The following is a 22,852-nucleotide window of genomic DNA, read 5'->3' as shown; positions in this document are numbered from 1 at the left end:
ACAGTTAACGATATATCTTTGAGCTATCAGAACAGAGTAGACAGTCTCTCTGTATCGATAGAAGGAGAACACCATGAGCGCCATGGCACTTCCCGGCCCCTGGTCCTGGGGCGCACGCGGCGGACGCTCCGAGCGTGCGCGGCTTCCCTGGGACCGGCACCCGGCCGACGCACACCCCGGCCACCACCCGCATCCCCACCCGCACGGGCACGAGCACGGCGGTGACCGGGCGCAGTTCGGACCGCCTCCGCCTCCGCCTCCGCCGCCCCCCGGCGTCCCGCCGGGAGGCGGGCCCTGGGGAGGTGCGGGGCTCCCCTTCGGGGGGCCGTTCGGCGGTTTCGGACCCGGTCCCGGCGGCCACCGGGGCGGTCGCGGCGACGGGCGCCGGGCCCGGCGCGGCGACGTCCGCACCGGCATCCTGCTGCTCATCGCCGAGGAGCCGCGCAGCGGCTACGAGATCATCCGCGAGGGCCGCGACCGCAGCGGCGGCATGTGGCGGCCCAGCCCCGGGTCCGTCTACCCGATGCTCCAGCAGTTGGAGGACGAGGGGCTGGTCGCGCAGGAGGAGGGGGAGGGGCGTCGCCGCCCCTACCGGCTCACGGAGGAGGGCATCGCCTACCTGGACGAGAACGGCGCCGGGCTCACCCCGCCCTGGGAGGCGGGTGCGGACGCCCACGCCGACAGCCGGTCCCGCTACGAGGAGATCGGCGGCCTGGCGTACCAGCTGGCGGCGGCCGCCGCCCAGGTCGCCCAGGCGGGCACCGACGACCAGCTGGAACGCGCCAAGCGGATCCTGGCCGAGACGCGGCGCAACCTCTACCTGATCCTGGCCGAGGAGGACGCCGCCCCGGAACCGGACCCCGAGGAGGACACCGGTCTCTGAGTCGGCATCGCAGGGGGCCCGTGAACGCGACCCTGGGTTTCCAGCGGTCGGCACGGGCCCTCCGCGGTCCGGCCCCGACCCGCCCTACTCGCCGGTCACGCCGTCGGCGAGTTCGCGCAGCAGGTCCAGGTGTCCGTTGTGGCGGGCGGTCTCCTCGATCATGTGGACCAGGACCCAGCGCAGGGTGGTGGGATCCTCGTCCTTCCGGGCGGTGACGGCCACCGCGTCCAGGTCGAGCCCCGCGGTGATCTCGCGCGAGCGCGCGCACTGCGCCTCGTACTCTTCGAGCAGCACGGCCAGGGGGAGCTCACCGCCGCGCCGCCACTCGGCGTCGGGGTCCCCGGGGGTCGCGTGCCCGTTCTCGGGCAGTCCCATCAGGAGCTTCTCGAACCAGGCGTGCTCCACCCAGCGCAGGTGCGAGACCACTGCGCCGACGCTCATGAGCGGCGACGTCGGAAGCGGGGTGGCTGAGGCGTGCCCGGGGGACAGGCCCACGCACTTGGCGTGCACCGTGGCGCGGTGCCACTCCAGCCACGTCGTGAGCATGGTGCGCTCGTCGGCCGCCATGGGCGGATCGACGCGGCCGGGGGCGGTCAGGGGAGCGTTCTCGTCGTTCATCCCCGTATTGTCCGGTCGGCGCCCCTCGCGCGCCAGCGCATTTCCGGAGGCGCCGGCCCCGATCCGGGGCCCGGTCCGGGGGCGGGGAGGACTTCGGGGGCGCGCCCCGGCCCCGGTCCTGTCCTACTGCCCGGTCACGCCGTCGGCGAGCTCGCGCAGCAGGTCCAGGTGCCCGTTGTGGCGGGCGGTCTCCTCGATCATGTGCAGGAGCACCCAGCGCAGGGTCGGCTGCGGCCGCGAACGGCGGGCCGACGTCCCCAGCTCCAGCCTCGCGGTGATCTCGCGCGAACGCGCGCACTGGGCCGCGTACTCGTCGAGCAGCCCCGTGAGCGGCAGCCCGGCGCCGACGCGGAACTCCGCGTCCGGGTCCTCCAGCGAGTACGGCGCCCGGTCGGCCTGGTTGAGCATCACCACCTCGAACCAGAACGCCTCCACCCACCGCAGGTGGGACACGAGGCCGCCCACGGTCATCAGCGGAGAGGTGGGGAGCGGGGCCGCCCCCGACAGCTCCGAGGCCAGACCGGCGCACTTGAGGTGGACCGTGGCGCGCTGCCCGTCCAGGTAGCTGGTGAGCATGGTGCGCTCGTCGGCCGCCAGGGGAGGTTCGACACGCCGGGACGCGGGTGCGGCCGGAGGGCTGTTCTTGTCGCTCATGCCGGTATTCTCCGTTCCGGCTATGCCCTGTATCCACTGGTTTTCCGGGGTGGGACCGGGACGGGGCGAGGAGAGTTGGGGAGATGACGGAGCAGAACCGCGCGGACGGGGCGGCGCCGCTACGACAGCTGGCCGTGGGGGCGTGCGTCTTCGGGGCCCTGGTTCTGCTGGGCGCGCTGCTGGGCCTGGTGTGGTGGCAGTTCGCGCCCCGCGCGGAGGGCACCGCGCTGGGCGACGGGCAGGTCTTCACTGGTACCACCGAGGACGTGTTCGCCGGTGAGGGCTACTTCGTCGTCATGACCGCGCTCGCCGGCCTTGCCACCGGGTACGCGGCCTACATGGTCCAGTTCCCGCTGGCCCGGCGCCGCCTCCAGGACCTGCGCCTGGCCGTCCTGGTCGCGGGTTTCCTGGGCGCGGTCGCGGGCGCCCTGCTCACCTGGCGCGTCGGGGTGGCCCTGGACGGCGGGGCCCACGCCGCCGTCGGGGCGGCGGAGTCCGGCGCGACGGTCGTGACCGGGCTCCAGTTGGACGCGACCGCGTTCCTGGTGGCCTGGCCCTTCGTGTTCGTGCTCCAGTACGGTCTGCTCGACGCGGTCAGCATCGTGCGCCGCGACTTGCCCGGTGTCCCCCCGCCCGCGCCCGCGCCGCCCGCGGGGGGAGCTGTCGGGCAGGAGGACGGGGACCGGGCGCCGCAGGACGGCGGGCGGCCCCCGGCGCCGCCCGGCCACGGTGCGCCGGTCGCGGTCGAGCACGACCCGCCCGGACCGGAGGGCGCCGGGCGCTGACCCCCGGCCGCGTGCGCCTCAGAGGGGTCGGACCGCGTCCTCGTACATGGCGTCGAGGAGGTGCCGGTACTTGGCCTCGATCGTCCTCCGCCTCATCTTGAGGCTGGGAGTGATCTCGCCCTCCTCGACGGTCAGGTCGTGGGGGAGGACGGTGAACCTCTTGACCGTCTCGTGCCGGGGCAGGCCCCTGTTGAGCTCGTCGACGGCCTCCTGGACCATCCGCCGCACCCGGGGCTCCGCGGTCAGTTCCGTGTAGTCGAGGGCGCCCAGCCCGTTCTCGGCCGCCCACACGGCGATGGCCTCGGGGTCCAGGGCCACCAGCGCGGTGCAGTAGGGGCGCCTGTCGCCGTGCACGACCAGGTTGCTCACGTAGGGGCACAGCGCCTTGAAGCGGCTCTCGATCCCCTGCGGTGCGACGTACTTGCCGCCGGACGTCTTGATGAGCTCCTTCTTGCGGTCGGTGATCCGCAGGCGTCCGCCCTCCAGGACGCCGATGTCGCCGGTGGCGAACCATCCGTCCGGGCCGAGCGCCTCCTCGGTGGCCCCGGACAGGTTGTGGTAGCCGCGCATCACGCACCCGCCGCGGATGAGGACCTCACCGTCCTCGGCGAGCTTGACCTCCGTGCCGGGCATGGGCAGGCCCACGGTGCCGAAGCGGACCGAACCCGGCCGGTTGAGGAACGTGCCCGCGCTGGTCTCGGTGAGTCCGTAGCCCTCCAGGATGAGGATCCCGGCCCCGTAGAAGAACCGGCCGATCTCGGGGGAGAGCGGGGCGCTGCCGGAGACGAAGAACTTGAGGCGCTCCCCGAAGCGCGCCCGCAGCCCGGAGAACACGAGCCGGTCCGCCACCCGGTGCTGGACGGCCAGCAGGCCGGTGGGCGTCCGCCCCTCCTCCTTCTCGCGGGCGACCCGGTCCGCGACCCCCGCGGCCCACCGGAAGACCCGGTACTTGGCGGCGCCGCCCTCCGCGGCCTGCATGACGACCCGGTTGTACACCTTCTCGAAGATGCGCGGCGCGGCCGCCATGAAGGTGGGCTGCACGATCGCCAGGTTGTCCACGATCTTGTCGACCCGGCCGTCCACGGCGGTCCGGAAACCGATCCGCAACTGGCTGACCTGCATGAGCTTGCCGAAGACGTGGGACAGGGGCAGCCAGAGGTACTGGACGTCGTCGGGGGTGAGCATCTCCCAGCCCTGCCCGCGCAGCTCCTCGTCCAGGTCCTGGACCGCCTGGGCCTCGTACAGCCAGTTGGAGTGGTCCAGGCGCACGCCCTTGGGTCTTCCGGTACTGCCGGAGGTGTAGATGAGGGTGGCCAGGTGGTCGGGCCGGACCGCCGCGACGAGTTCGTCGAACAGGCCGGGTCTCTCCTCCCGGAGCTCCGCGCCCAGCGCGGACAGCTCGTCCAGGGTGATGACCCAGTCGCCGTCCCCGTCACCGTCGAAGACGACCACCTTGGACACGCCGGGGATCTGCGCCCGCTGGTCGAGGAGCTTGGCGACCTGTGCGGCGTCCTCGGCGAAGACCACCATGCTGCCGGAGTCGGAGAGGATGTAGGCGCAGTCGGGCGGGGTGCTGGAGGGGTAGACGGTGGTGGAGGCGCCGCCGGCGCACAGGATGGCCAGGTCGGCGAGGATCCACTCCATCCGGGTGCCGGAGGCGATGGCGCACCGTGCCTGGGAGGTCACCCCCAGGGAGTGCAGGCCCAGCGCGAGGTCGCGCACGCGGTCGAGGGTCTGGGACCAGGTGAGGGTCTCCCACTTCTCGGGAGCGCCGCCCGGGTCGGGGACGGGATGGCTGAACGCCACGGCGTCACCGGACTCGGCGACGCGGTGGATGAACATACCGGGAACGGAGGAGAAGGGGGATGTGTTGCCCATTGCGCAAAGCTACCCCCGGGTAGGCAGCCCGGCAACAGCCCTTCCGAGGGCGTATTCGGACGTCGTCCCGGCGGGGAGGGCAGCGCGAAGACCTCCCGCACCCCGCCCCCGTACGGGCCGCCGCCCGTGGCCGGGCCGGTGTCAGCCGGCGCCGATCGGGGCGGTGACCGCCTCGGTGAGCGCGATCAGGTCGTTCGGGCGCAGCTCCATCTGCAGGCCGCGCCTCCCCGCCGAGACGTAGACGGAGGCCAGATCCCTCACCGAGGAGTCGATCACCGTCCGCAGCCGCTTGCGCTGGCCCAGCGGGCTGATCCCGCCCCGGACGTAGCCGGTGATCTTCTCGGCCCTGGCGGGGTCGGCCATGGCGGCCTTCTTGCCGCCCACCGCGGCGGCGAGCGCCTTGAGGTCGAGCGAGGTGCTCACCGGGACGACCCCCACCGTGAACACCCCGTCCACCTCGGCGATCAGCGTCTTGAAGACGTGCTCGCGGGGCACCCCGAGCGCGTCGGCGGCGTCGGCTCCGTAGGAGCTCCCCTCCGAGCCGCCCTCCGCCTCGTAGGGGTGCAGGGTGTAGGTGGTCTTGGTCCGCCCGGCGGCCACGGTCGCGGGTGTGGCTTTTCCGCTCATCGCAATCCCTGGTTCCTGTCTGCGCGCGAGCGCGCGGATGTGCGTCGACGGTCCGCGCGAAGCGTCCGGGCCGGTCCCGGGCGGGCCGCGCCGGCCGCACCTGTCCGTACAGCAGGCTAGACCCGGACCCGTGCGACCGACGGGAGGACCTGCGTGGAGGGAGGGGCCTTCCGGTGGCCGGGTGCGGATCGCCGTCCGCGCCCCGGGTCAGTTGAAGGAGACGCCGTTGCTCAGGAAGGGGCCCGCGGGCAGGTTGGGGAGGGTGGGGGCCGCCACGATGCGGTTCTCCCGGCGCAGGAACCTGGCCGCCACCGCGAGCCGTGTCGCGGCGTCCTCCGCCTCCAGCATCCGCTGCTTCTCCGCCTGGTCCAGCACGACCGATGCGGCCACGGAGTACGACAGGGCGATGGGGTCCTTGGGCAGTTCGGGCGCGGCGTCCGGCGACATGCCGATCGAAGCCAACCGCTGGGAGTAGGTCCCGAACAGGTCCCGTACGTGCTCGGCGTGCTCGTCGGCGTCGGGCCCGAGGGGCTCGGGCAGGAACGACACCGAGGCGGTCGAGTACACCTCGGGGGAGGAGGCGTCCACCTCTGCCAGGTCGGTGACCGCGAACCGGGCGCCCCCCTCCACCACCAGGTCGTAGCGCCCGTCGTCGTAGGTGCGCACGTTGCGCAGCAGGGCGGTGCAGCCGGTGGCGGCCACCCTGGGGAGCGAGGTCCCCGGACCGCCGATCGTCGGCACCCCCGTGTCGGCCCCGCCCGCGCCCTGGCCCGACTCGGCGGCCACCTCGTGTCCCAGCTCGATCCACACCACGCCGAACCGGCGCGGTCCCCGGTCGTGCCCGGTCACCTCGCTCTGGGCGAGGGCGGGGCCGAGCAGCTCCGAGACCAGGGCCCGGTACCGCCGCTCGAAGACGTGCAGGGGAACGGTCATACCGGGGAACAGGACGGTGTTCAACGGGAAGATCGGCAGTGCCACGGGCATGCCCCCAGTATGCCTCCCTCCCGGCGGGGCGGCGGCGTCGCACGGGTCGGCGCGTCCGGGCGCGCGTCCGGGCGCGCGTGCGGCCCGGGCCCGGCGCCCGGCTCCCCCTCGGGAGCGGGCGACCGGACCCGGGCCGCACGGGGCGCGGCCGCCCACCGGGCGGCCGCGTGGCCGAAGGGCCGCGCCGGTCAGGAGACCGCGGGGCCCGCGGTGCCGGGAGCGCCCTGGCTCCCGTTGTCCTCGCTGGGCATGTCGCGGGCCACGAAGGTCTCCACGTCGAACAGGTTGCCCTGGGCGCGGTCCACCACGTTGAGGAGCGTCGACATCTTGGCGACCTCCTCGGTCTGCTCCTGGATGAACCACTGGAGGAACTGCTCGCCCGTGTAGTCGTCCTCGTCGCGGGCGACCTTGGCCAGTCTCTGGAACTGGTCGGTCACCTCGCGCTCCTGGCGCAGGGCCAGGGCGACCAGGTCGCGGGGGGTGGAGAAATCGGTCTCGATCTCGTCCACGGAGGGGAGGGCGAACTGGATGTCGCTGTCGAGAAGGAACCGCACGATCATCATCGCGTGGTCCCTCTCCTCCAGGGACTGCTCGTAGAAGACCCGCGCCAGCTGGGGCAGGTCCTGGTCGTCGAACCAGGCGGCGATGGCGACGTACTGGTGCGAGGCCGTGAACTCGTGCCGTACCTGGTCGACCAGGAGGCGGTGGAACTTGGAAAGGCCGATATCGCTGCTCTTGTTCGAAGTCATGGCCCTACGATAACCCATCGATTAGAGTTTTACGAAACGCACCAAAACGCGTCGCGCATTGTTAGGCAAGCCTTTCTGAAGCTAAATTAGGTTAGGTGTCCCAAAGTTAGGCGACACTTATTCGCGGTATTTGCGGTGGTTGTCCGCCGAGGTCGCCGCGATCGCGTACCCGCCGGTCGCGAAGGTGTGGTGTCCATCATCCGGACACCGCAGCCCACCGAATGCGCGAGGCCCCCTAGACTGGGCCCGTGATCAGTCGAATCGACCTCCGAGGCACCCAAGGCGACCCGCGCGAAGCCCTTCCGCGCGCAGAACTGGACGTGGCGGCCGCCGCCGACCGCGTACGTCCCATCTGCGAGGACGTGCGCCATCGGGGGACCGAGGCGCTGATCGAGCTCACCGAGCGCTTCGACGGCGTCCGGCTCACCGACATCCGCGTGCCCGCCGAGGCGATCGAGGCGGCCCTGGCCGACCTCGACCCGGCCGTGCGCGCCGCGCTGGAGGAGTCGATCCGCCGCGCCCGCAAGGTCCACCGGGACCAGCGCCGCTCCGACCACACCACCCAGGTCGTCCCGGGCGGCACCGTCACCGAGAAGTGGATCCCGGTCGACCGCGTCGGCCTCTACGTGCCGGGCGGCCGGGCCGTCTACCCCTCCAGCGTCATCATGAACGTCGTCCCCGCCCAGGAGGCGGGTGTGCGCTCCCTGGCGGTCACCTCGCCGCCGCAGAGCGACTTCGGCGGGCTGCCGCACCCGACCATCCTCGCCGCGTGCGCCCTGCTGGGCGTGGACGAGGTCTACGCGGTCGGCGGCGCCCAGGCCATCGCCATGTTCGCCTACGGCGCCGAGGGGTGCGAGCGCGCCGACATGGTCACCGGTCCGGGCAACATCTGGGTGGCCGCGGCCAAGCGCCTCCTCAAGGGCGTCATCGGCATCGACGCCGAGGCGGGCCCCACCGAGATCGCGATCCTGGCGGACTCCACCGCCAACGCCGACTACGTCGCGGCCGACCTCGTCAGCCAGGCCGAGCACGACGTCGTCGCGGCCTCGGTCCTGGTCACCCCGGACGAGGCGCTCGCCGACGCCGTCACCGGGCACCTGGAGCGGCGCGTCGCCGCCACCAAGCACAGCGACCGCGTCCGCGAGGCCCTGTCCGGGCCGCAGTCCGGCATCGTCCTGGTGGACGACCTCGAGCACGGGCTCGCGGTCGTCGACGCCTACGCCGCCGAGCACCTGGAGATCATGACCGTGGACGCACCCGCGCGGGCCGCGCGCGTGCGCAACGCGGGGGCCGTCTTCGTCGGCGACTTCTCCCCGGTCTCCCTCGGCGACTACGCCGCCGGGTCCAACCACGTGCTGCCCACCGGCGGCTGCGCCTGCCACTCCGGCGGCCTGAGCGTGCAGACCTTCCTGCGCGGGGTGCACATCGTGGACTACGACCGCGACGCGCTGGCCGACGTCGCCCACCACGTCATCACCCTGGCCGACGCCGAGGACCTGCCCGCGCACGGCGAGGCCGTCGCCGCGCGCACGCACCCGGTGACGGCCTGAGCCCTGCGGCCGACCGCCCGGCGGGAGGGGCCGGGGGACCGCGCGGCCGCACGGGCCGCGAGAGCCCCGCACACCCGCCCGCCCACAACCGACCATGAGCGTGGAACCCGTGAGCTTCACACTGAACGACCTGCCACTCCGCGACGACCTGCGGGGGCGCTCGCCCTACGGGGCGCCCCAACTGGACGTGCCGGTGGTCCTCAACACCAACGAGAACCCGCACGCGCCCTCGCCCCGCCTCGCCGGGGCCCTGGCCGACGCCGTCGCCGCCACCGCGCTGGGCCTCAACCGCTACCCCGACCGGGACGCGGTCCGCCTGCGCGAGGGCCTGGCCTCCTACCTCGGCCACGGTCTGACCGGCGCGCACGTGTGGGCGGCCAACGGGTCCAACGAGGTCCTCCAGCAGATCCTCCAGGCCTTCGGAGGGCCGGGCCGGACCGCCATGGGCTTCGAGCCGTCCTACTCGATGCACCCGATCATCTCCCGGGGCACCGGGACGGGATGGGTGTCCGTGCCGCGCGACGCCGACTTCCGGATCGACACCGACACCGCCCTGGCCGCGATCGCCGAGCACCGACCCAGCGTGGTCTTCCTCACCTCGCCCAACAACCCCACCGGCACCGCCCTGGACATCGCCGACATCGCGCGCGTCGCCGAGGCGGCGCCCGGGGTCGTGGTCGTGGACGAGGCCTACGCCGAGTTCCGCCGCACGGGCACGCCCAGCGCGCTCACCCTGCTGGCCGACCACCCCAGGCTGATCGTCTCGCGCACGATGTCCAAGGCGTTCGCCCTGGCCGGGGCCCGCGTCGGCTACCTGGCCGCGCACCCGGCCGTGGTCGACGCCCTCCAGCTGGTCCGCCTGCCCTACCACTTGTCCGCCGTCACCCAGACGGTCGCGCTCACCGCGCTCGACCACGCCGACGAGCTCCTCGGCGCCGTCGACGACCTGCGCGCCGAACGCGACGCCGCCGTCGCGTGGCTGCGCGAGCACGGCTTCGCCGTGGCCGACTCCGACGCGAACTTCGTCCTGTTCGGTGAGTTCGAGGACCGCACCCGGGTGTGGCAGGCGATGCTCGACCAGCAGGTCCTCATCCGCGAGGTCGGCCCGCCGGGCTGGCTGCGCGTCACCGTCGGCACCCCCGAGGAGATGGCCGCCTTCCGGGCGGCGCTCCTCCGCGCGACCGGCCGCTGACCGCGCAGCCGGGACCCGCCGGCCACCGAACCCGCCCCACCGCACCCGCCAGAACCACCGGGAGAGTCACCATGAGCCGTATCGGGCGCGTCGAACGCGCAACCAAGGAAACCAAGGTCCTGGTCGAGATCGACCTGGACGGCACCGGCGTCGCCGACGTCTCCACCGGCGTCGGCTTCTTCGACCACATGCTCGACCAGCTCGCCAAGCACGGCCTGTTCGACCTGACCGTGCGCACCGAGGGCGACCTGCACATCGACTCGCACCACACCATGGAGGACACCGCCCTGGCCCTGGGCGCGGCCTTCCGGGAGGCGCTCGGCGACAAGGCCGGCATCCGCCGCTTCGCCGACGCCAAGGTGCCCCTCGACGAGGCCCTCGCCGAGGTGACCGTCGACGTCTCCGGCCGCCCCTACCTGGTCCACAGCGAACCCGAGGGCATGGCGCCGATCATCGGCCGCGACTACGACACCACCATGACCCGCCACATCCTGGAGTCCTTCGTCGCCCAGGCGCGGGTCGCCCTGCACGTGCGCGTCCCCTACGGGCGCAACGCCCACCACATCGTGGAGTGCCAGTTCAAGGCGCTGGCGCGCGCCCTGCGCTCCGCCACGGAGAAGGACCCGCGCGTCAGCGGCATCCCCTCCACCAAGGGCGCCCTGTAGATGGACGCCGACCTGTGGGGGATCGCCCTCGTCGTGCTGGGCGGGTTCCTGGCCGGGGGCGCGTACGCGATGTGGAAGGTCAACAGGCTCATCGCCGTGGCCCTGGCCGGCTGCACCGTGCTCGCCGTCGCCTCCGGCGCTCTCCGACTGGGCTACCTGTAGAGGAAGGGCAGTTCCCATGCCGTCACGAGTGGTCGTCTTCGACTACGGCTCCGGCAACCTGCGCTCGGCGCAGCGCGCCATGGAGCGCACCGGCGCCGACGTCACCGTCACGTCCGACCCGCACGCCGCCCTGGAGGCGGACGGCCTCGTCGTCCCGGGCGTCGGCGCGTTCAGCGCCTGCATGTCCAGCCTCAGGGCGGCCGGCGGCGACCGGATCATCGGTCGGCGCGTGGCCGGGGGCCGACCCGTCCTGGGCATCTGCGTGGGGATGCAGGTCCTCTTCGAGCGGGGCGTGGAACGGGCCGACCCGGAGGCCGGGGACCAGGTGTCCGAGGGCTGCGGCGAGTGGCCCGGCACCGTGGACCGCCTGCGCGCGCCCATCGTGCCGCACATGGGCTGGAACACCGTCCGGCCTCCCGCGGACACGCGGCTCTTCGCCGGGATCGGCCCGGAGGAGCGCTTCTACTTCGTGCACTCCTACGCGGTGCGCGAGTGGGAGTTCTCCCCGCACAACGAGCGCATCCGCGAGCCCAGTGTGACCTGGGCCGAGCACGGCGAGCCGTTCGTGGCCGCCGTCGAGAACGGACCGCTGTGCGCGACCCAGTTCCACCCGGAGAAGTCCGGCGACGCGGGCGCCCGCCTGCTCGCCAACTGGGTCGCCACCCTCTGACCGACGTTTTCCCACCGAGCACGAGAAGGTTTCATGACCGGCGAGCACACCCCGTCGTCCCCCGCACTCGAACTGCTTCCCGCCGTGGACGTGGCGGGCGGGCAGGCCGTCCAGCTCGTCCAGGGCAAGGCCGGTTCCGGGGGCCAGTACGGCGACCCCTTCGAGGCCGCCACGGCCTGGCAGGAGGCCGGGGCCGAGTGGATCCACCTGGTGGACCTGGACGCCGCGTTCGGGCGCGGACACAACCGCGACCTGCTGCGCGACATCGTGGGACGCCTGGACGTCAAGGTGGAGATGTCGGGGGGCATCCGCGACGACGAGTCGCTGGCCGCCGCGCTGTCCACCGGCTGCCGCCGGGTCAACATCGGCACCGCCGCCCTGGAGAACCCGGAGTGGTGCGCCAGGATCATCGCCGAGCACGGCGACCGGATCGCGATCGGCCTGGACGTGCGCGGCACGACCCTGGCCGCGCGCGGCTGGACCCGGGACGGCGGCGACCTGTTCGCGACCCTGGACCGGCTGGAGTCGGAGGGCTGCGCCCGTTACGTCGTCACCGACGTCAACAAGGACGGCACCCTCAAGGGCCCCAACCTGGACCTGCTGCGCACCGTGTGCGAGCGCACCGACAAGCCGGTGGTCGCCAGCGGCGGCGTGTCCAGCCTGGACGACCTGAGGGCCATCGCCACCCTGGTCCCGCTGGGGGTGGAGGGCGCCATCATGGGCACCGCGCTGTACGAGGGCGCGTTCACCCTGGAGGACGCCCTGGCGGCGGTGCGCGGCGCCGAGGACGTGTCCCGGTGAGCCTGGCCGTGCGCGTCATCCCCTGCCTGGACGTGGACGCCGGGCGGGTGGTCAAGGGCGTCAACTTCGAGAACCTGCGCGACGCGGGCGACCCGGTGGAGCTCGCCCACGGCTACGACGCCGCCGGCGCCGACGAACTCACCTTCCTCGACGTCACCGCCTCAAGCGGCGACCGGGAGACCACCTACGACGTGGTCCGCCGCACCGCCGACCAGGTGTTCATCCCGCTGACCGTGGGCGGCGGGGTGCGCACCGCCGACGACGTCGACCTCCTGCTGCGGGCGGGAGCGGACAAGGTGGGCGTCAACACGGCCGCCATCGCCCGGCCGGAGCTCATCGGGGAGATCGCCGAGCGCTTCGGCCGCCAGGTCCTCGTGCTCTCCGCCGACGTGCGCCGGGTACGCGAGGGCGACCGGACGACCCCCAGCGGGTTCGAGGTGACCACCCACGGCGGCCGCCGCGGGACCGGGATCGACGCACTGGAGTGGTGCGAGCGCGCCGCCGGGCTGGGCGCGGGGGAGATCCTGCTCAACTCGATGGACGCCGACGGCACCAGGGCCGGCTTCGACCTGGAGCTGATCCGCGGGGCGCGGGCCCGCGTGGACGTGCCCCTGATCGCCTCCGGCGGAGCGGGGGCGGTCGAGCACTTCGTCCCCGCGGTGGAGGCGGGCGCGGACGCGGTGCTGGCCGCGACGGTCTTCCACTTCGGCGAGTTCACCGTCGCCGACGTCAAGCGGAGCCTGCGGGAGGCCGGCCACCCGGTGCGCTGAGGGGTTTTCGCAGGTGGAGGCGGTCAAGGTCCCCGGGACGAGTACGTCCCGGGGACCTTCGCGCGCCCGGATCACGACACGTAGTCGTTTCCGTGTGGCGTTGCATCGACACGCCGATGGTTCGTGTGAGCATGATCCCCGTAGTGCCCACTACCCACGGGGGAAGGACCTTTTTTCGCATGTTTCCGCACTTCTTTGGTGGTTTTGGTAGGCGTTTCGTCTCCCTGATCGCCGCCTCTGCGGTCGCCGCCACCGCCGTCGTCGCCACCGCTCCCTCGGCCTCCGCCGACAACCTCAACCGGACCTCCGAGCAGGTCGTCGCCCAGATCGAGGCCGAGGCGTGGCCGTACTACGTGAGGGGCGACCGGTCGGTCGACATCGCGGCCGCACGCAAGCTGCTCGCCCACCACGGCTACCGCTCCGACAGCACCACCTCGCGGTTCTTCAACCTCAGCCTCGAGAACACGGTCAAGCGCTACCAGCGGGACAACCCGAACGACCTCGTCGAGACCGGGGCGCTCGACGAGGAGACCTGGCTGCTGCTGCGCGAGCGCACCTTCGGCGAGTACGGCCCGGGCACCCGCGGCCTCGTCGTCGAGGCGATCCAGGTCCTCCTCAAGGAGAAGGGCATCGCCTCCGGCCTCGCCGTCGACGGTCAGTACGGCCCCGCCACCGAGCGGGCGGTCCGCGCCGCGCAGCGCGAGTTCGGCATCGGGGTCGACGGCATCACCGGCCGCCTGACCTTCCGCGCGCTGGTCACCTACCAGGTCGCGGCCCAGTAGTACCCGGCGGTCGGAGGACGGCCGCTCCGGCCGCCACGGCGCCCGGACCACCTCGGTGGTCCGGGCGCCCGCCGACCGCCGCGAACCCCTCCGCCGGCCCCGGGCGCAGCCCCCGCCGCCCCGCCCCCGGGCGGCCCCGCGCCCTATCCCGCTCCCGCGACCGCCGTATCCTCCCGGCCGGAATAGCCCCGGCGCGAACCGCGCTGAAACAATCCGGTGGAACCTTGTCGGTCCCGCTGGATAGGTTGGCCCGACACACGCACCCACGTCCCCTTCGGCATGCCCGGAGGGCGTCGGCGCGTAAGGGGCCGGGCCGTGCCGGTGGAACCGGCAGGCAGACGAACGGGGGGCGTATGGCGCAGGGCACCAGCACGAGGGAACCGGAGGCCGGGGAGGGCTCCGCGCCACCGGAGGAGCACGCCGGCGGCGCCGGGACCGGCGACCGCGCCGCGGACACCGCCGGAACCGGGATCTTCGGCCGGGGCATGCGCGTCCTGTGGGTCGCCGCGCGCACCGAACCGTGGATCTTCCTCGCCGCCGTCGCCGGAGCCATGCTGCACGCCGGCGTCACCGTCGGCTCGGCCTCCGTCCTCGGTCACCTCACCGACACCACCATCCTCCCCGCGTTCGCCCGGGGCAGCACCACCGCGGCCGCGCTCGCCGCCGCCGCCGGACTGCTCCTCGCGGTCGGCCTGGGCAAGGCCGTCGGCATCGCCATGCGCCGCATGCTCGCCGCCCTCATGCAGTTCCGCATGCAGGCCCGCTACCGCCGCGCCGTCGCCCGCAAGTACCTCGAACTCCCGCTCTCCTGGCACCACCGCCACCCCACCGGCCAGCTCCTCTCCAACGCCAACGCCGACGTCGAGGCCGCCTGGCAGCCGCTCGCCCCGCTGCCCATGGCCGTCGGCAGCGTCTTCATGCTCGCCATCGCCGCGGTGGCCATGCTCGTCACCGACCCCGTGCTCGCCCTGGTCGCCTTCGTCGTCTTCCCCGTCCTGGCCGCCGCCAACGTCGTCTTCCAGCGCCGCGTCTCACCCATGGCCTCCCGGGCCCAGGCCCTGCGCGCCGAGGTCAGCGGCGTCGCCCACGAGTCCTTCGACGGCGCCCTCGTCGTCAAGACCCTCGGCAGGGAGGACACCGAGACCGAGCGCTTCACCCGGTCCGCGCACAGCCTCCGCGACGCCCTCATCCAGGTCGGCCGCATGCGCTCCATGTTCGACCCGGTCATGGAGGCCCTGCCCAACTTCGGCGTGCTCGCCGTCCTGCTCCTCGGCATGTGGCGGCTCTCCACCGGCGCCATCGACCCCGGCGACCTCGTCCAGATCGCCTTCCTCTTCACCCTCCTGGCCCTGCCGATCCGCTCCTTCGGGTGGATCCTCGGCGACCTGCCCCGCAGCGTCGTCGGCTGGGACCGGGTCCAGTCCGTCCTCGGATCCGGCGGCACCATGGAGCACGGCGACCGGACCCTGGAGGACAGCCCCCGCGGTATCGCCCTGAGCGCCCGCGGCGTCACCTTCTCCTACGCCGACTCCTACGACGCCGACGGCGGCGGCCGCGACCTGATGGACGACGGGGAGTCCACCGCCCGCACCACCGTCCTCAACGGTGTGGACCTGGACATCGCCCCCGGCCGCACCGTCGCCCTCGTCGGCCCCACCGGCTCGGGCAAGTCCACGCTCACCACCCTGCTCATGCGCCTCGTCGACCCCGACACGGGCCACATCCGCCTCGACGGCGTCGACGTCCGCGACCTCGCCCGCGGCCAGGTCTCCGAGCACGCAGCCCTCGTACCCCAGGGCACCTTCGTGTTCGAGGACTCGGTCCGCGACAACATCACCCTCGGCGCCGACATCGACGACGAGCAGGTGTGGGCCGCACTGCGCCTGGCCCGCGCCGACGGCTTCATCAGGGAACTCGACGGCGGCCTCGACGCCCCGCTCGGGGAGAAGGGCACCACCCTGTCCGGCGGCCAGCGCCAGCGCCTCGCCCTGGCCCGCGCCGTCGTGCGCCGGCCCCGGCTGCTGATCATGGACGACGCCACCTCCGCCGTCGACCCGCAGGTCGAGGCCCAGATCCTCGCCGGGCTGCGCGCACGCGACGACGCCGCCACCGTGGTCGTCGTCGCCTACCGGCGCGCCACCATCGAACTCGCCGACGAGGTCCTCTACATGGAACGGGGCCGCGTCCTGGCCCGCGGCACCCACGACGAACTCCTCACCGCCTCACCCGGCTACACCAGGCTGGTCACCGCGTACGAACGGGCCTCCGCTGAGGGCGAGGCCGAGCGCGAACCCGTCCCCGAGGAACCCGGACCACTCGAACCCGCCCCGCCCGCCACCGCGCACGGCGACCACGCCACCGAGGAGACGAGCCGATGAGCGCACCCGCCCAGACCCGCGCCGAACAGCGGCCCGACCCCGAACCCGGGCGGGAGGCCGACGGCGCCGCCGACCCGCTCCTCTCCCTGCACCGCTCCACCGACACGGCCATGGGCACGATCAGGCGCGGCCTGCGGCTCTCCCCGGAGTTCGCCAAGGGCCTCTGGCTCACCCTGGTGTTCGCCGTCGTCGCCACGGCCGGCAAGATCGTCGTCCCCGTCGCCGTCCAGCAGATCATCGACAACGGGCTCTCCGGCCCGGAAGGCCCCGACCTCGCCTTCGTCGCCCGCATGGTGGCCGCCTGCGCCGGGCTCCTCGTGGTCACCATGGTCGCGTCCTACCTGATGAACCTGCGCCTGTACCGGGCCACCGAGTCCGGCCTGGCCACCCTGCGCCGCAAGGCGTTCCGACACGTCCACGACCTGTCCGTGCTCACCCAGAACAGCGAGCGCAAGGGCGCCCTGGTCTCCCGCGTCACCAGCGACGTCGACCAGATCAGCACCTTCATGCAGTGGGGCGGCCTGCTCCTGCTCGTCAGCGCCGGCCAGCTCCTCGTCGCCACCGTCCTCATGGCGGTCTACTCCTGGCAGCTCACCATCGTGGTGTGGGTCTGCGTGCTGCCGCTGCTGTTCGGCGTCCGCTGGCTCCAGAAGCACCTGTCCACGGCGTACATGAAGGTCCGCGAGAACACCGGCGACATGCTCGGCGTCATCGGCGAGACCGTCATGGGCGCCGCCGTCATCCGCGCCCACGGCACCGAGGAGCGCACTGCGGAGCGCATCGACTCCACCGTGACCAGGACCCGGCGCTCCCAGGTCCGCGCCCAGCGGCTGGCCATGGCGGTCTCGCCCTTCGCCGAGATCGTCTCCGCGGTCGGCAACGCGGCCGTGGTCCTCGTCGGCGTCTGGCTCGGCCTGGGCGGCGACCTGACCGCCGGGCAGCTCATCGCCTTCCTGTTCCTGCTGACCCTGTTCATCCAGCCCATGATGATGGCGACCGAGATCTTCAACGAGGCCCAGAACGCCATCGCCGGATGGCGCAGGGTCCTGGGGGTCCTGGACACCGCGCCCGACATCGCCGACCCCGGGGAGGCCGGCAAGGTCCTGCCCCGCGGCCCGGTCCGGGTCGCCTTCGACGACGTCACCTACTCCTACCCCGACGGTCCCGTCGTCCTGGACGACGTCGCGGTCGACATCACCCCGGGCACCCGGGTCGCGGTCGTGGGGGAGACGGGCTCGGGCAAGACCACCTTCGTCAAACTCCTCACCAGGCTCATGGACCCCGTCCAGGGCACCGTGCGCCTCGACGGCGCCGACCTGCGCGAGGTGGCCTTCTCGTCCCTGCGCAGCCGCGTCGTCATGGTCCCGCAGGAGGGCTTCCTCTTCGACAGCTCCCTGGGCGACAACATCCGCTTCGCCCGACCCGAGAGCACCGACGCCGAGCTGGAGGCCGCCGTCACCGAACTCGGCCTCTCCGAGTGGCTCGACTCCCTCGCGCACGGCCTGGACACACCGGTCGGCCAGCGCGGAGAGTCCCTGTCGGCGGGGGAGCGGCAGCTCGTCGCCCTCGTGCGCGCCTACGTCGCCGACCCCGACCTGCTCGTCCTCGACGAGGCCACGTCGGCCGTGGACCCCCACACCGAGGTCCGCATCCAGCGGGCCCTGGACCGGCTCACCCGGGGGCGCACCTCCGTGGCCATCGCCCACCGCCTGTCCACCGCCGAGGCGGCCGACCGGGTACTGGTCTTCGACGACGGCCGCATCGTCCAGAGCGGATCGCACGCCGAACTCGTCGCGCGGCCCGGCGTGTACGCCGACCTGTACGCCTCCTGGGTCAGCTCCTCGGCCTGACCCCGCCACCGTCCCTCAGCGGCGGGACGCCCTCCACCAGTGGGCGGCCAGCAGCTCCGCCACCAGCGGCTCCACCAGCAGGCTCACGTCCGGGTCGGAGTCGCCCGGGTAGCGGACGGTCAGCTCCGCCCCCGGCACGCGCTCGTGCCCGGGGGTGGGGCCCACGGCCACGAACGTGCCGCGCAGGTGCCCCAGGTGCTCGGCGAACCGCTCGTCGTAGGCCGACCCCGCGAACAGCAGCGCCCGGTAGTCCGTCACGGCCGCCAGGTAGCGGTCCGTGTGCGACCACTCGCCGGTCTCGCACGCGTACGCCGCCCGCACCGGGCCCTTGCGCAGGGCCTGGACCCCCTGCGAGGCCGACGCCATCCGCTCGTCCGGCGCCACCAGGTGCACGCCGTGCGGCGACTCCAGGATCCGCGCCGCCTCGGGCACCCACTCCGGGGCGTTCGCCAGCAGGGACTTCGCGGCGTTGGCCGCCCGGCGCAGCAGTCCCGGGAAGTTCTGGCTGCTCCCGGACGCCGGGGCGCCCAGGCGGTGGCCCAGCAGAAGGAGCAGGGCCAGCGCGTGCTGATAGGCCCGGCACGCCAGTCCGCTCGCCTCCTCGCCCGCGTGCAGCGGCACCAACAGGTCCGCGTAGTGCCCCACCACCAGGTCCGCGGACGGGGCCAGCACGATCACCGGGGACCGCGCGACGTACCGGTCCAGCACCGTGTACAGCTCCCTCTGGCCGCCGCCCAGGGACACCGCCACCACCAGCGTCTCCGGGCCGGCGGGCGGCTGCTCCGCGGACGAGGAGCGGTCCGCGCTCGCCGCGATGCCCGCGCGCCGCAGCCGGGCCGCCGCCACCTCGCAGGCGTAACGCGCCGAACCCAGGCCGACGAACCGCACGGCGGCGGGCTCGTCGGCCAGGAGCGCGGGCAGCGCGGCGTAGGGGTCCCACCGGGGGAAGCGGGTGGCGAGCGAGGTCAGCGCTGCGGGCTTGCCCGCCAGGTCGGCGGACAGGTTCTCGGCGGTCACGGAACTCCCAGGGTGGAGACGGCGGACGGAAGGGGCGGGGGAGCGCGGCGGGCGCCGGGGACGGCCCGCGGCGCCCGAACCGGGAGGACGCACGAACTCTAACCGCCCCGGACGAACGCCCCCAAGAGGACGCCCCGCACCCGGCCCCGCTGGACACGACCCGGTGCGGACCGCTGGACGGTCGGCCATAACCTGGAGGACATGAGCGTCACCAGCCTCGACCCGGCCATCGCCGCCCGACTCAAGCGGACCGCGGACGGCCTCGTCCCCGCCGTCGTCCAGCAGCACGACACCGGGGAGGTGCTCATGCTCGCCTGGATGGACGACGAGGCGCTGCACCGCACCCTCACGACCCGCGCCGCCACCTACTGGTCGCGCAGCCGCAACGAGTACTGGGTCAAGGGGGCCACCTCGGGCCACACCCAGCGTGTGGTGTCGGTCGCACTGGACTGCGACGGCGACACGCTCCTGGTCCGCGTCGACCAGGAGGGCGCCGCCTGCCACACGGGCGACCGCACGTGCTTCGACGCCGGAGAACTGCTGTGAGCTCCCCCACGACCTCCCCCCGCGTCCGGCGCGAGTACGGCGCCACCATGCTCGGACTGGCCGCCGGCGCCGGACTCCTCCTCGCCGCCGCCGGACAGCAGTGGGCGACCGGCCAGCTCACGGCTCCCGGGCCGGTCCCGCCGGTCCCCGTCGCACTCACCGGGGCCGACCTGACCGGCGCGCCCAGCGGCATCGGATGGGCCGGCCTGGCCGGCATCGCGGGCCTGTACGCCACGCGCGGATGGGCCCGGCGGCTCGTCGGCGCCCTCGTCGCCGCGGGCGGCGTCCTCGCCCTGACCTCCGTGTGGGGAGCGACACGGCCCGACGCCCTCATGGAGGCCGTGGCGAAGAACGCCACCGACGCCGCGGGCACCGCCCAGGTGGCGGCGGCGCCCCACCTGGCCGCGCTCGGCCCCGCCATGGCCGCGGGGGGCGCCGTCCTCCTGGTCCTCGCCGGGCTCCTCTCCGCGGTACGAGCCCCTGCCTGGCCGGGCATGGGCACCCGGTACGATCGGGACGCCGCACCGCGCGCGACCCGGGCCGAGACGCCTGCCGACCTGTGGAAATCGCTGGATGCCGGTGACGATCCCACACTCGACGCCCCTGACGGCGGCCGGTCCGAGGACCCCGCCGGCCCCGGGGACGCCGCCGAACCCGCACCGCTGGCAGCACGGCCAGCCGAACCGAAGGAGAACCACTGATGGCCGACGAACACCACGACGACCACGGCAACACCGTTTCCGCCTGGTTCCTCACCATCTCCTGGATCGTGGCCTGGACCGTGGCGGCCGTCGCCATCATCCTCGGCGGCGACCTGGTGACGTGGACCCTCATCGGGCTCGGCCTCAGCGTCGTCCTCGCCGTCATCGCCGGCGTCATGAAGAAGGCCGGCCTCGGCCGCAAGTCGCCGCGCCCCTACCCGCAGACCCGCGAGGCGTGGGAAGCCGCACAGAAGGTCTCGGCGACGGCGGGCAACAACTGACTCCCACCCGTGAAACCGCAGCTCACAACGAGTGAATAACGGAAAATGGACGAAGGTCCCATGGGGCAGGTAGATTCACCACACCGGACCTGCCAAACGTATCGTCGCCTGTCGGCTGATGTCCTCTCTGTCTGGCATCATTCGTTTCTGCCCGCGACGTACGCGTTCCGGTGACCCGATCCTGCCCCATGTCGGGCCGGTGTGTGCTCCACACCGTGCGAAATCCCTTGTCCCCTTTCTGAAAGTTGCACGACCATGAGCTACGGTCCCCCTCCCCCCGGCAACCCCGGCCCGCCCCCCGGCGGCGGCTACGGGCCTCCCGGAGGCGGCTACGGCACCCCGCCCGACAACGGCCTCACCTGGGCGATCGTCGCCGTCTTCTGCTGCTGGCCCTTCGCCATCCCGGCGATCATCAACGCGACCAAGGTCAACGACCTGTGGAACCGCGGCGACCACGCCGGCGCCCACCAGGCCCAGGCGCAGGCGAAGAAGTTCACGAAGATCGCCTTCATCTGCGGCGGCATCCTGTGGGTGCTGCTCGGTGCTTTCTACCTCCTGAGCGCCGTGCTCCTCGTCTCGGCAACGCCCACGTACTACTAGTCGGCACCCGAACCGAGCACGTGTCTGCCCCCGTGCGCCCTGCGGCCACGGGGGCAGAACCCTGTCCGCCCGAACCCGTAGGCTGGTCCCGTGCATCCAAGCGAACCACCCGAGACCGCCGGGCCCGAGGCGTCTGCCGCGCCCTCGTGGATCCAGCGCGTCGAACACCGGCTCAGGGCCCTGCCCCCGGTCGTGTGGCCCGTCGGCTTGGGCGTCCTCGGCCTGGCCGGGGCCACGCTCCTGCACTTCGTGGACCCCAACGAGCCCGGCAACTACCCGACGTGCCCGTGGCTGCTGCTCACCGGGACGTTCTGCCCCGGCTGCGGCAGCATGCGCGCGGTCGCCCTGGCCACGCACGGCGACTTCCTCGGCGCGATCAGCATGAACCCCCTGCTGGTGCTCCTGCTCCCCTACATCGCGGTGACCTACACGCTGTGGCTGATGAGGACGATCCGGCCGCCCACGAAGCCGCCCAGGCTCACGCCGGGCTGGTTCCTGTGGCTGCTCCTGATCGTCATCAACGCCCACTGGATCCTGCGCAACCTGCCCTGGTTCTCCTTCCTCGCCCCGGGCACACCGCTGTTCCCCGGCTGGTAGCGAGAACCAGAACGGCACTTCCGCCGTCTGAGCGGATGAGCGCCACGCCCCCCGTACGAGACAACGCACCACACACACGTCCTGGAAGGTTGGACCCCTATGAGCTACGGACCTCCCACCGGCGGCTACGGCCCGCCCGCAGGCTACGGAGGCGCGCCGGGGTACGGAGGCCCGCCCGCAGGCGAGCCGCCCAAGAACTACCTGATGTTCAACATCCTGGGCATCTTCGGGTGCACCGTGGTCGGCATCATCGGCCTGATCTTCGCCCTTCAGGTCAACAGCAAGTGGCAGGCCGGCGACTACACGGGGGCCCAGGAGTCGGCCAAGGTCGCCAAGATCATGGGCATCATCGGACTCGTCGGTTTCATCCTCGCGGTCCTCGTGGTGTTGTTCTACATCCTGATCTTCGTCGTCATGTTCGGCGCGATGGCCACGTCGCCGTCCTACTACTAAGAGGTTTCCACCCTCCGGCCGCCCCGCCCCCGGACTTCTGACAGCCCGAAGGGCGGGGCAGCCGTCTCCGCTCGTACCGGTCGGCCTCCGACGTCCGCATCGTGCGACGGCGCCGGTATCGGGCATCCCGACGGTCCTTCCCGGAGTCCGGCGCCCGAGGAGGGCGCCCGGCGACAGGTCCCGGGCCGCCCACCCGGCGCCGGAACGCCCGCATCCCCTGAAAGATGGAACAGGCATGAGTTACGGCTCCCCGCCGCCCGGCGGCTACGGTCCCCCCGGTGGCTACGGGCCTCCTGCCGGCGGTTACGGTCCTCCCTTCGGATACGGGGGTGTACCGGGCCACGGCGGCCCGCCTCCCGGCGACCCGCCCAAGAACTACCTCGCCCTCAACATCCTCGGCATCGTCAGCTGCCTGCCGGTCATCGGCATCGTCGGCCTGATCTTCGCCATCATGGTCAACAACCAGTGGTCGAGCGGTGATTACAGGAGCGCCGAGTCCTCGGCCAACGTCGCCAAGATCATGGGCATCATCGGTGTGGTGCTCTTCGTCCCGGTGGCCCTCTACGTCCTCTTTCTCCTCTTCCTGGTCATCGTGGGAGTGGCATCGAGCCTCTGAGCGCCCCGGAACCGAACCGGCCACGGTGCCGGGCTGCCCGGCC

At 72.8% G+C, this 22,852-nt stretch carries 26 protein-coding genes; 19 read left to right on the top strand and 7 right to left on the bottom strand.

Going from position 1 to position 22,852, the window contains the following annotated elements:
• Positions 1–73: 73 nt before the first annotated feature.
• Positions 74–883, top strand: a complete 810-nt coding sequence (locus tag ACIRPH_RS02955) for a PadR family transcriptional regulator (protein ID WP_402908527.1) — start codon at positions 74–76, stop codon at positions 881–883.
• An 84-nt stretch (positions 884–967) separates the two neighbouring features.
• Here ACIRPH_RS02955 and ACIRPH_RS02950 read toward each other — a convergent pair whose 3' ends face one another.
• Together ACIRPH_RS02950 and ACIRPH_RS02945 are read right to left on the bottom strand one after the other, a co-directional pair.
• Positions 968–1,501: a DinB family protein gene (locus ACIRPH_RS02950; RefSeq protein WP_402908525.1), complete on the bottom strand. Its 534-nt coding sequence runs from the start codon at positions 1,499–1,501 to the stop codon at positions 968–970.
• A gap of 123 nt (positions 1,502–1,624) precedes the next feature.
• On the bottom strand, positions 1,625–2,155 hold the full coding sequence (locus ACIRPH_RS02945) for a DinB family protein (protein WP_402908523.1): 531 nt from the start codon (positions 2,153–2,155) through the stop codon (positions 1,625–1,627).
• 83 nt (positions 2,156–2,238) lie between these two features.
• Here ACIRPH_RS02945 and ACIRPH_RS02940 point away from each other — a divergent pair, with 83 nt between their 5' ends.
• Positions 2,239–2,940, top strand: coding sequence for a hypothetical protein (locus tag ACIRPH_RS02940; RefSeq protein ID WP_402908521.1), 702 nt, complete (start codon positions 2,239–2,241; stop codon positions 2,938–2,940).
• An 18-nt stretch (positions 2,941–2,958) separates the two neighbouring features.
• Here the strand turns inward: ACIRPH_RS02940 and ACIRPH_RS02935 are convergent, their stop codons facing one another.
• The 4 genes from ACIRPH_RS02935 to ACIRPH_RS02920 form a co-directional block, all read right to left on the bottom strand.
• Entirely contained in the window at positions 2,959–4,818 is a 1,860-nt protein-coding gene (locus ACIRPH_RS02935) for an AMP-dependent synthetase/ligase (protein WP_402908519.1), read from the bottom strand.
• 141 nt (positions 4,819–4,959) lie between these two features.
• Entirely contained in the window at positions 4,960–5,445 is a 486-nt protein-coding gene (gene ybaK / locus ACIRPH_RS02930; RefSeq protein ID WP_402908517.1) for a Cys-tRNA(Pro) deacylase, read from the bottom strand.
• Positions 5,446–5,652: 207 nt separating this feature from the next.
• Positions 5,653–6,429: an LON peptidase substrate-binding domain-containing protein gene (locus ACIRPH_RS02925; RefSeq protein WP_402908515.1), complete on the bottom strand. Its 777-nt coding sequence runs from the start codon at positions 6,427–6,429 to the stop codon at positions 5,653–5,655.
• A gap of 188 nt (positions 6,430–6,617) precedes the next feature.
• Positions 6,618–7,178, bottom strand: a complete 561-nt coding sequence (locus ACIRPH_RS02920) for a ferritin (protein WP_267945785.1) — start codon at positions 7,176–7,178, stop codon at positions 6,618–6,620.
• Positions 7,179–7,426: 248 nt separating this feature from the next.
• Here ACIRPH_RS02920 and hisD point away from each other — a divergent pair, with 248 nt between their 5' ends.
• The 10 genes from hisD to ACIRPH_RS02870 all read left to right on the top strand — a co-directional run bounded on the left by hisD (position 7,427) and on the right by ACIRPH_RS02870 (position 17,998).
• On the top strand, positions 7,427–8,728 hold the full coding sequence (gene hisD / locus ACIRPH_RS02915; protein WP_402908512.1) for a histidinol dehydrogenase: 1,302 nt from the start codon (positions 7,427–7,429) through the stop codon (positions 8,726–8,728).
• Between the two features lie 94 nt (positions 8,729–8,822).
• Positions 8,823–9,920, top strand: coding sequence for a histidinol-phosphate transaminase (locus tag ACIRPH_RS02910; RefSeq protein WP_402908510.1), 1,098 nt, complete (start codon positions 8,823–8,825; stop codon positions 9,918–9,920).
• A 71-nt stretch (positions 9,921–9,991) separates the two neighbouring features.
• Positions 9,992–10,585: an imidazoleglycerol-phosphate dehydratase HisB gene (gene hisB, locus ACIRPH_RS02905; protein ID WP_267945782.1), complete on the top strand. Its 594-nt coding sequence runs from the start codon at positions 9,992–9,994 to the stop codon at positions 10,583–10,585.
• Entirely contained in the window at positions 10,586–10,747 is a 162-nt protein-coding gene (locus ACIRPH_RS02900; protein WP_402908507.1) for a hypothetical protein, read from the top strand. It begins immediately after the preceding gene.
• 16 nt (positions 10,748–10,763) lie between these two features.
• On the top strand, positions 10,764–11,417 hold the full coding sequence (gene hisH, locus ACIRPH_RS02895; protein WP_402908505.1) for an imidazole glycerol phosphate synthase subunit HisH: 654 nt from the start codon (positions 10,764–10,766) through the stop codon (positions 11,415–11,417).
• 33 nt (positions 11,418–11,450) lie between these two features.
• Positions 11,451–12,218 (top strand): bifunctional 1-(5-phosphoribosyl)-5-((5-phosphoribosylamino)methylideneamino)imidazole-4-carboxamide isomerase/phosphoribosylanthranilate isomerase PriA, encoded by a 768-nt coding sequence (priA, locus tag ACIRPH_RS02890; protein WP_402908503.1) that lies wholly within the window; start codon positions 11,451–11,453, stop codon positions 12,216–12,218.
• Positions 12,215–12,988 (top strand): imidazole glycerol phosphate synthase subunit HisF, encoded by a 774-nt coding sequence (gene hisF / locus ACIRPH_RS02885; RefSeq protein WP_402908501.1) that lies wholly within the window; start codon positions 12,215–12,217, stop codon positions 12,986–12,988. The genes priA and hisF overlap by 4 nt, the downstream gene beginning before the upstream one ends.
• Before the next feature lie 179 nt (positions 12,989–13,167).
• On the top strand, positions 13,168–13,770 hold the full coding sequence (locus tag ACIRPH_RS02880) for a peptidoglycan-binding protein (protein WP_402908499.1): 603 nt from the start codon (positions 13,168–13,170) through the stop codon (positions 13,768–13,770).
• Positions 13,771–14,123: 353 nt separating this feature from the next.
• A complete protein-coding gene (locus tag ACIRPH_RS02875; RefSeq protein ID WP_402908497.1) occupies positions 14,124–16,148 on the top strand; it encodes an ABC transporter ATP-binding protein in 2,025 nt (674 codons plus the stop codon).
• Entirely contained in the window at positions 16,145–17,998 is a 1,854-nt protein-coding gene (locus tag ACIRPH_RS02870) for an ABC transporter ATP-binding protein (protein WP_402908495.1), read from the top strand. The genes ACIRPH_RS02875 and ACIRPH_RS02870 overlap by 4 nt, the downstream gene beginning before the upstream one ends.
• Positions 17,999–18,013: 15 nt before the next feature.
• On the opposite strand, the gene ACIRPH_RS02865 is transcribed toward ACIRPH_RS02870, so the two are convergent.
• Entirely contained in the window at positions 18,014–19,015 is a 1,002-nt protein-coding gene (locus tag ACIRPH_RS02865; RefSeq protein WP_402908493.1) for a sugar isomerase, read from the bottom strand.
• A gap of 201 nt (positions 19,016–19,216) precedes the next feature.
• On the opposite strand from ACIRPH_RS02865, the gene hisI reads away from it, so the two are divergent.
• From hisI to ACIRPH_RS02830, 7 genes are all read left to right on the top strand, one after another.
• Positions 19,217–19,561, top strand: coding sequence for a phosphoribosyl-AMP cyclohydrolase (gene hisI, locus ACIRPH_RS02860; RefSeq protein WP_267945773.1), 345 nt, complete (start codon positions 19,217–19,219; stop codon positions 19,559–19,561).
• Complete coding sequence (locus ACIRPH_RS02855) at positions 19,558–20,262, top strand: Trp biosynthesis-associated membrane protein (protein WP_402908491.1); 705 nt, start codon at positions 19,558–19,560, stop codon at positions 20,260–20,262. The genes hisI and ACIRPH_RS02855 overlap by 4 nt, the downstream gene beginning before the upstream one ends.
• On the top strand, positions 20,262–20,543 hold the full coding sequence (locus ACIRPH_RS02850) for an HGxxPAAW family protein (protein WP_402908489.1): 282 nt from the start codon (positions 20,262–20,264) through the stop codon (positions 20,541–20,543). Before ACIRPH_RS02855 ends, ACIRPH_RS02850 begins: the two co-directional genes overlap by 1 nt.
• Positions 20,544–20,798: 255 nt before the next feature.
• Complete coding sequence (locus tag ACIRPH_RS02845) at positions 20,799–21,143, top strand: CD225/dispanin family protein (RefSeq protein WP_402908487.1); 345 nt, start codon at positions 20,799–20,801, stop codon at positions 21,141–21,143.
• 90 nt (positions 21,144–21,233) lie between these two features.
• Positions 21,234–21,740, top strand: coding sequence for a DUF2752 domain-containing protein (locus ACIRPH_RS02840; protein ID WP_402908485.1), 507 nt, complete (start codon positions 21,234–21,236; stop codon positions 21,738–21,740).
• A gap of 99 nt (positions 21,741–21,839) precedes the next feature.
• On the top strand, positions 21,840–22,193 hold the full coding sequence (locus ACIRPH_RS02835; RefSeq protein ID WP_402908483.1) for a CD225/dispanin family protein: 354 nt from the start codon (positions 21,840–21,842) through the stop codon (positions 22,191–22,193).
• 235 nt (positions 22,194–22,428) lie between these two features.
• Positions 22,429–22,809, top strand: a complete 381-nt coding sequence (locus tag ACIRPH_RS02830) for a CD225/dispanin family protein (protein ID WP_402908481.1) — start codon at positions 22,429–22,431, stop codon at positions 22,807–22,809.
• Positions 22,810–22,852 lie beyond the last annotated feature (43 nt).

Source organism: Nocardiopsis sp. NPDC101807 (assembly GCF_044766605.1).
GTDB classification, from domain to species: Bacteria; Actinomycetota; Actinomycetes; order Streptosporangiales; family Streptosporangiaceae; genus Nocardiopsis; species Nocardiopsis tropica.
Note: the sequence above shows the minus strand (reverse complement) of the source record. Positions and strands in the feature narration are given on the sequence as shown.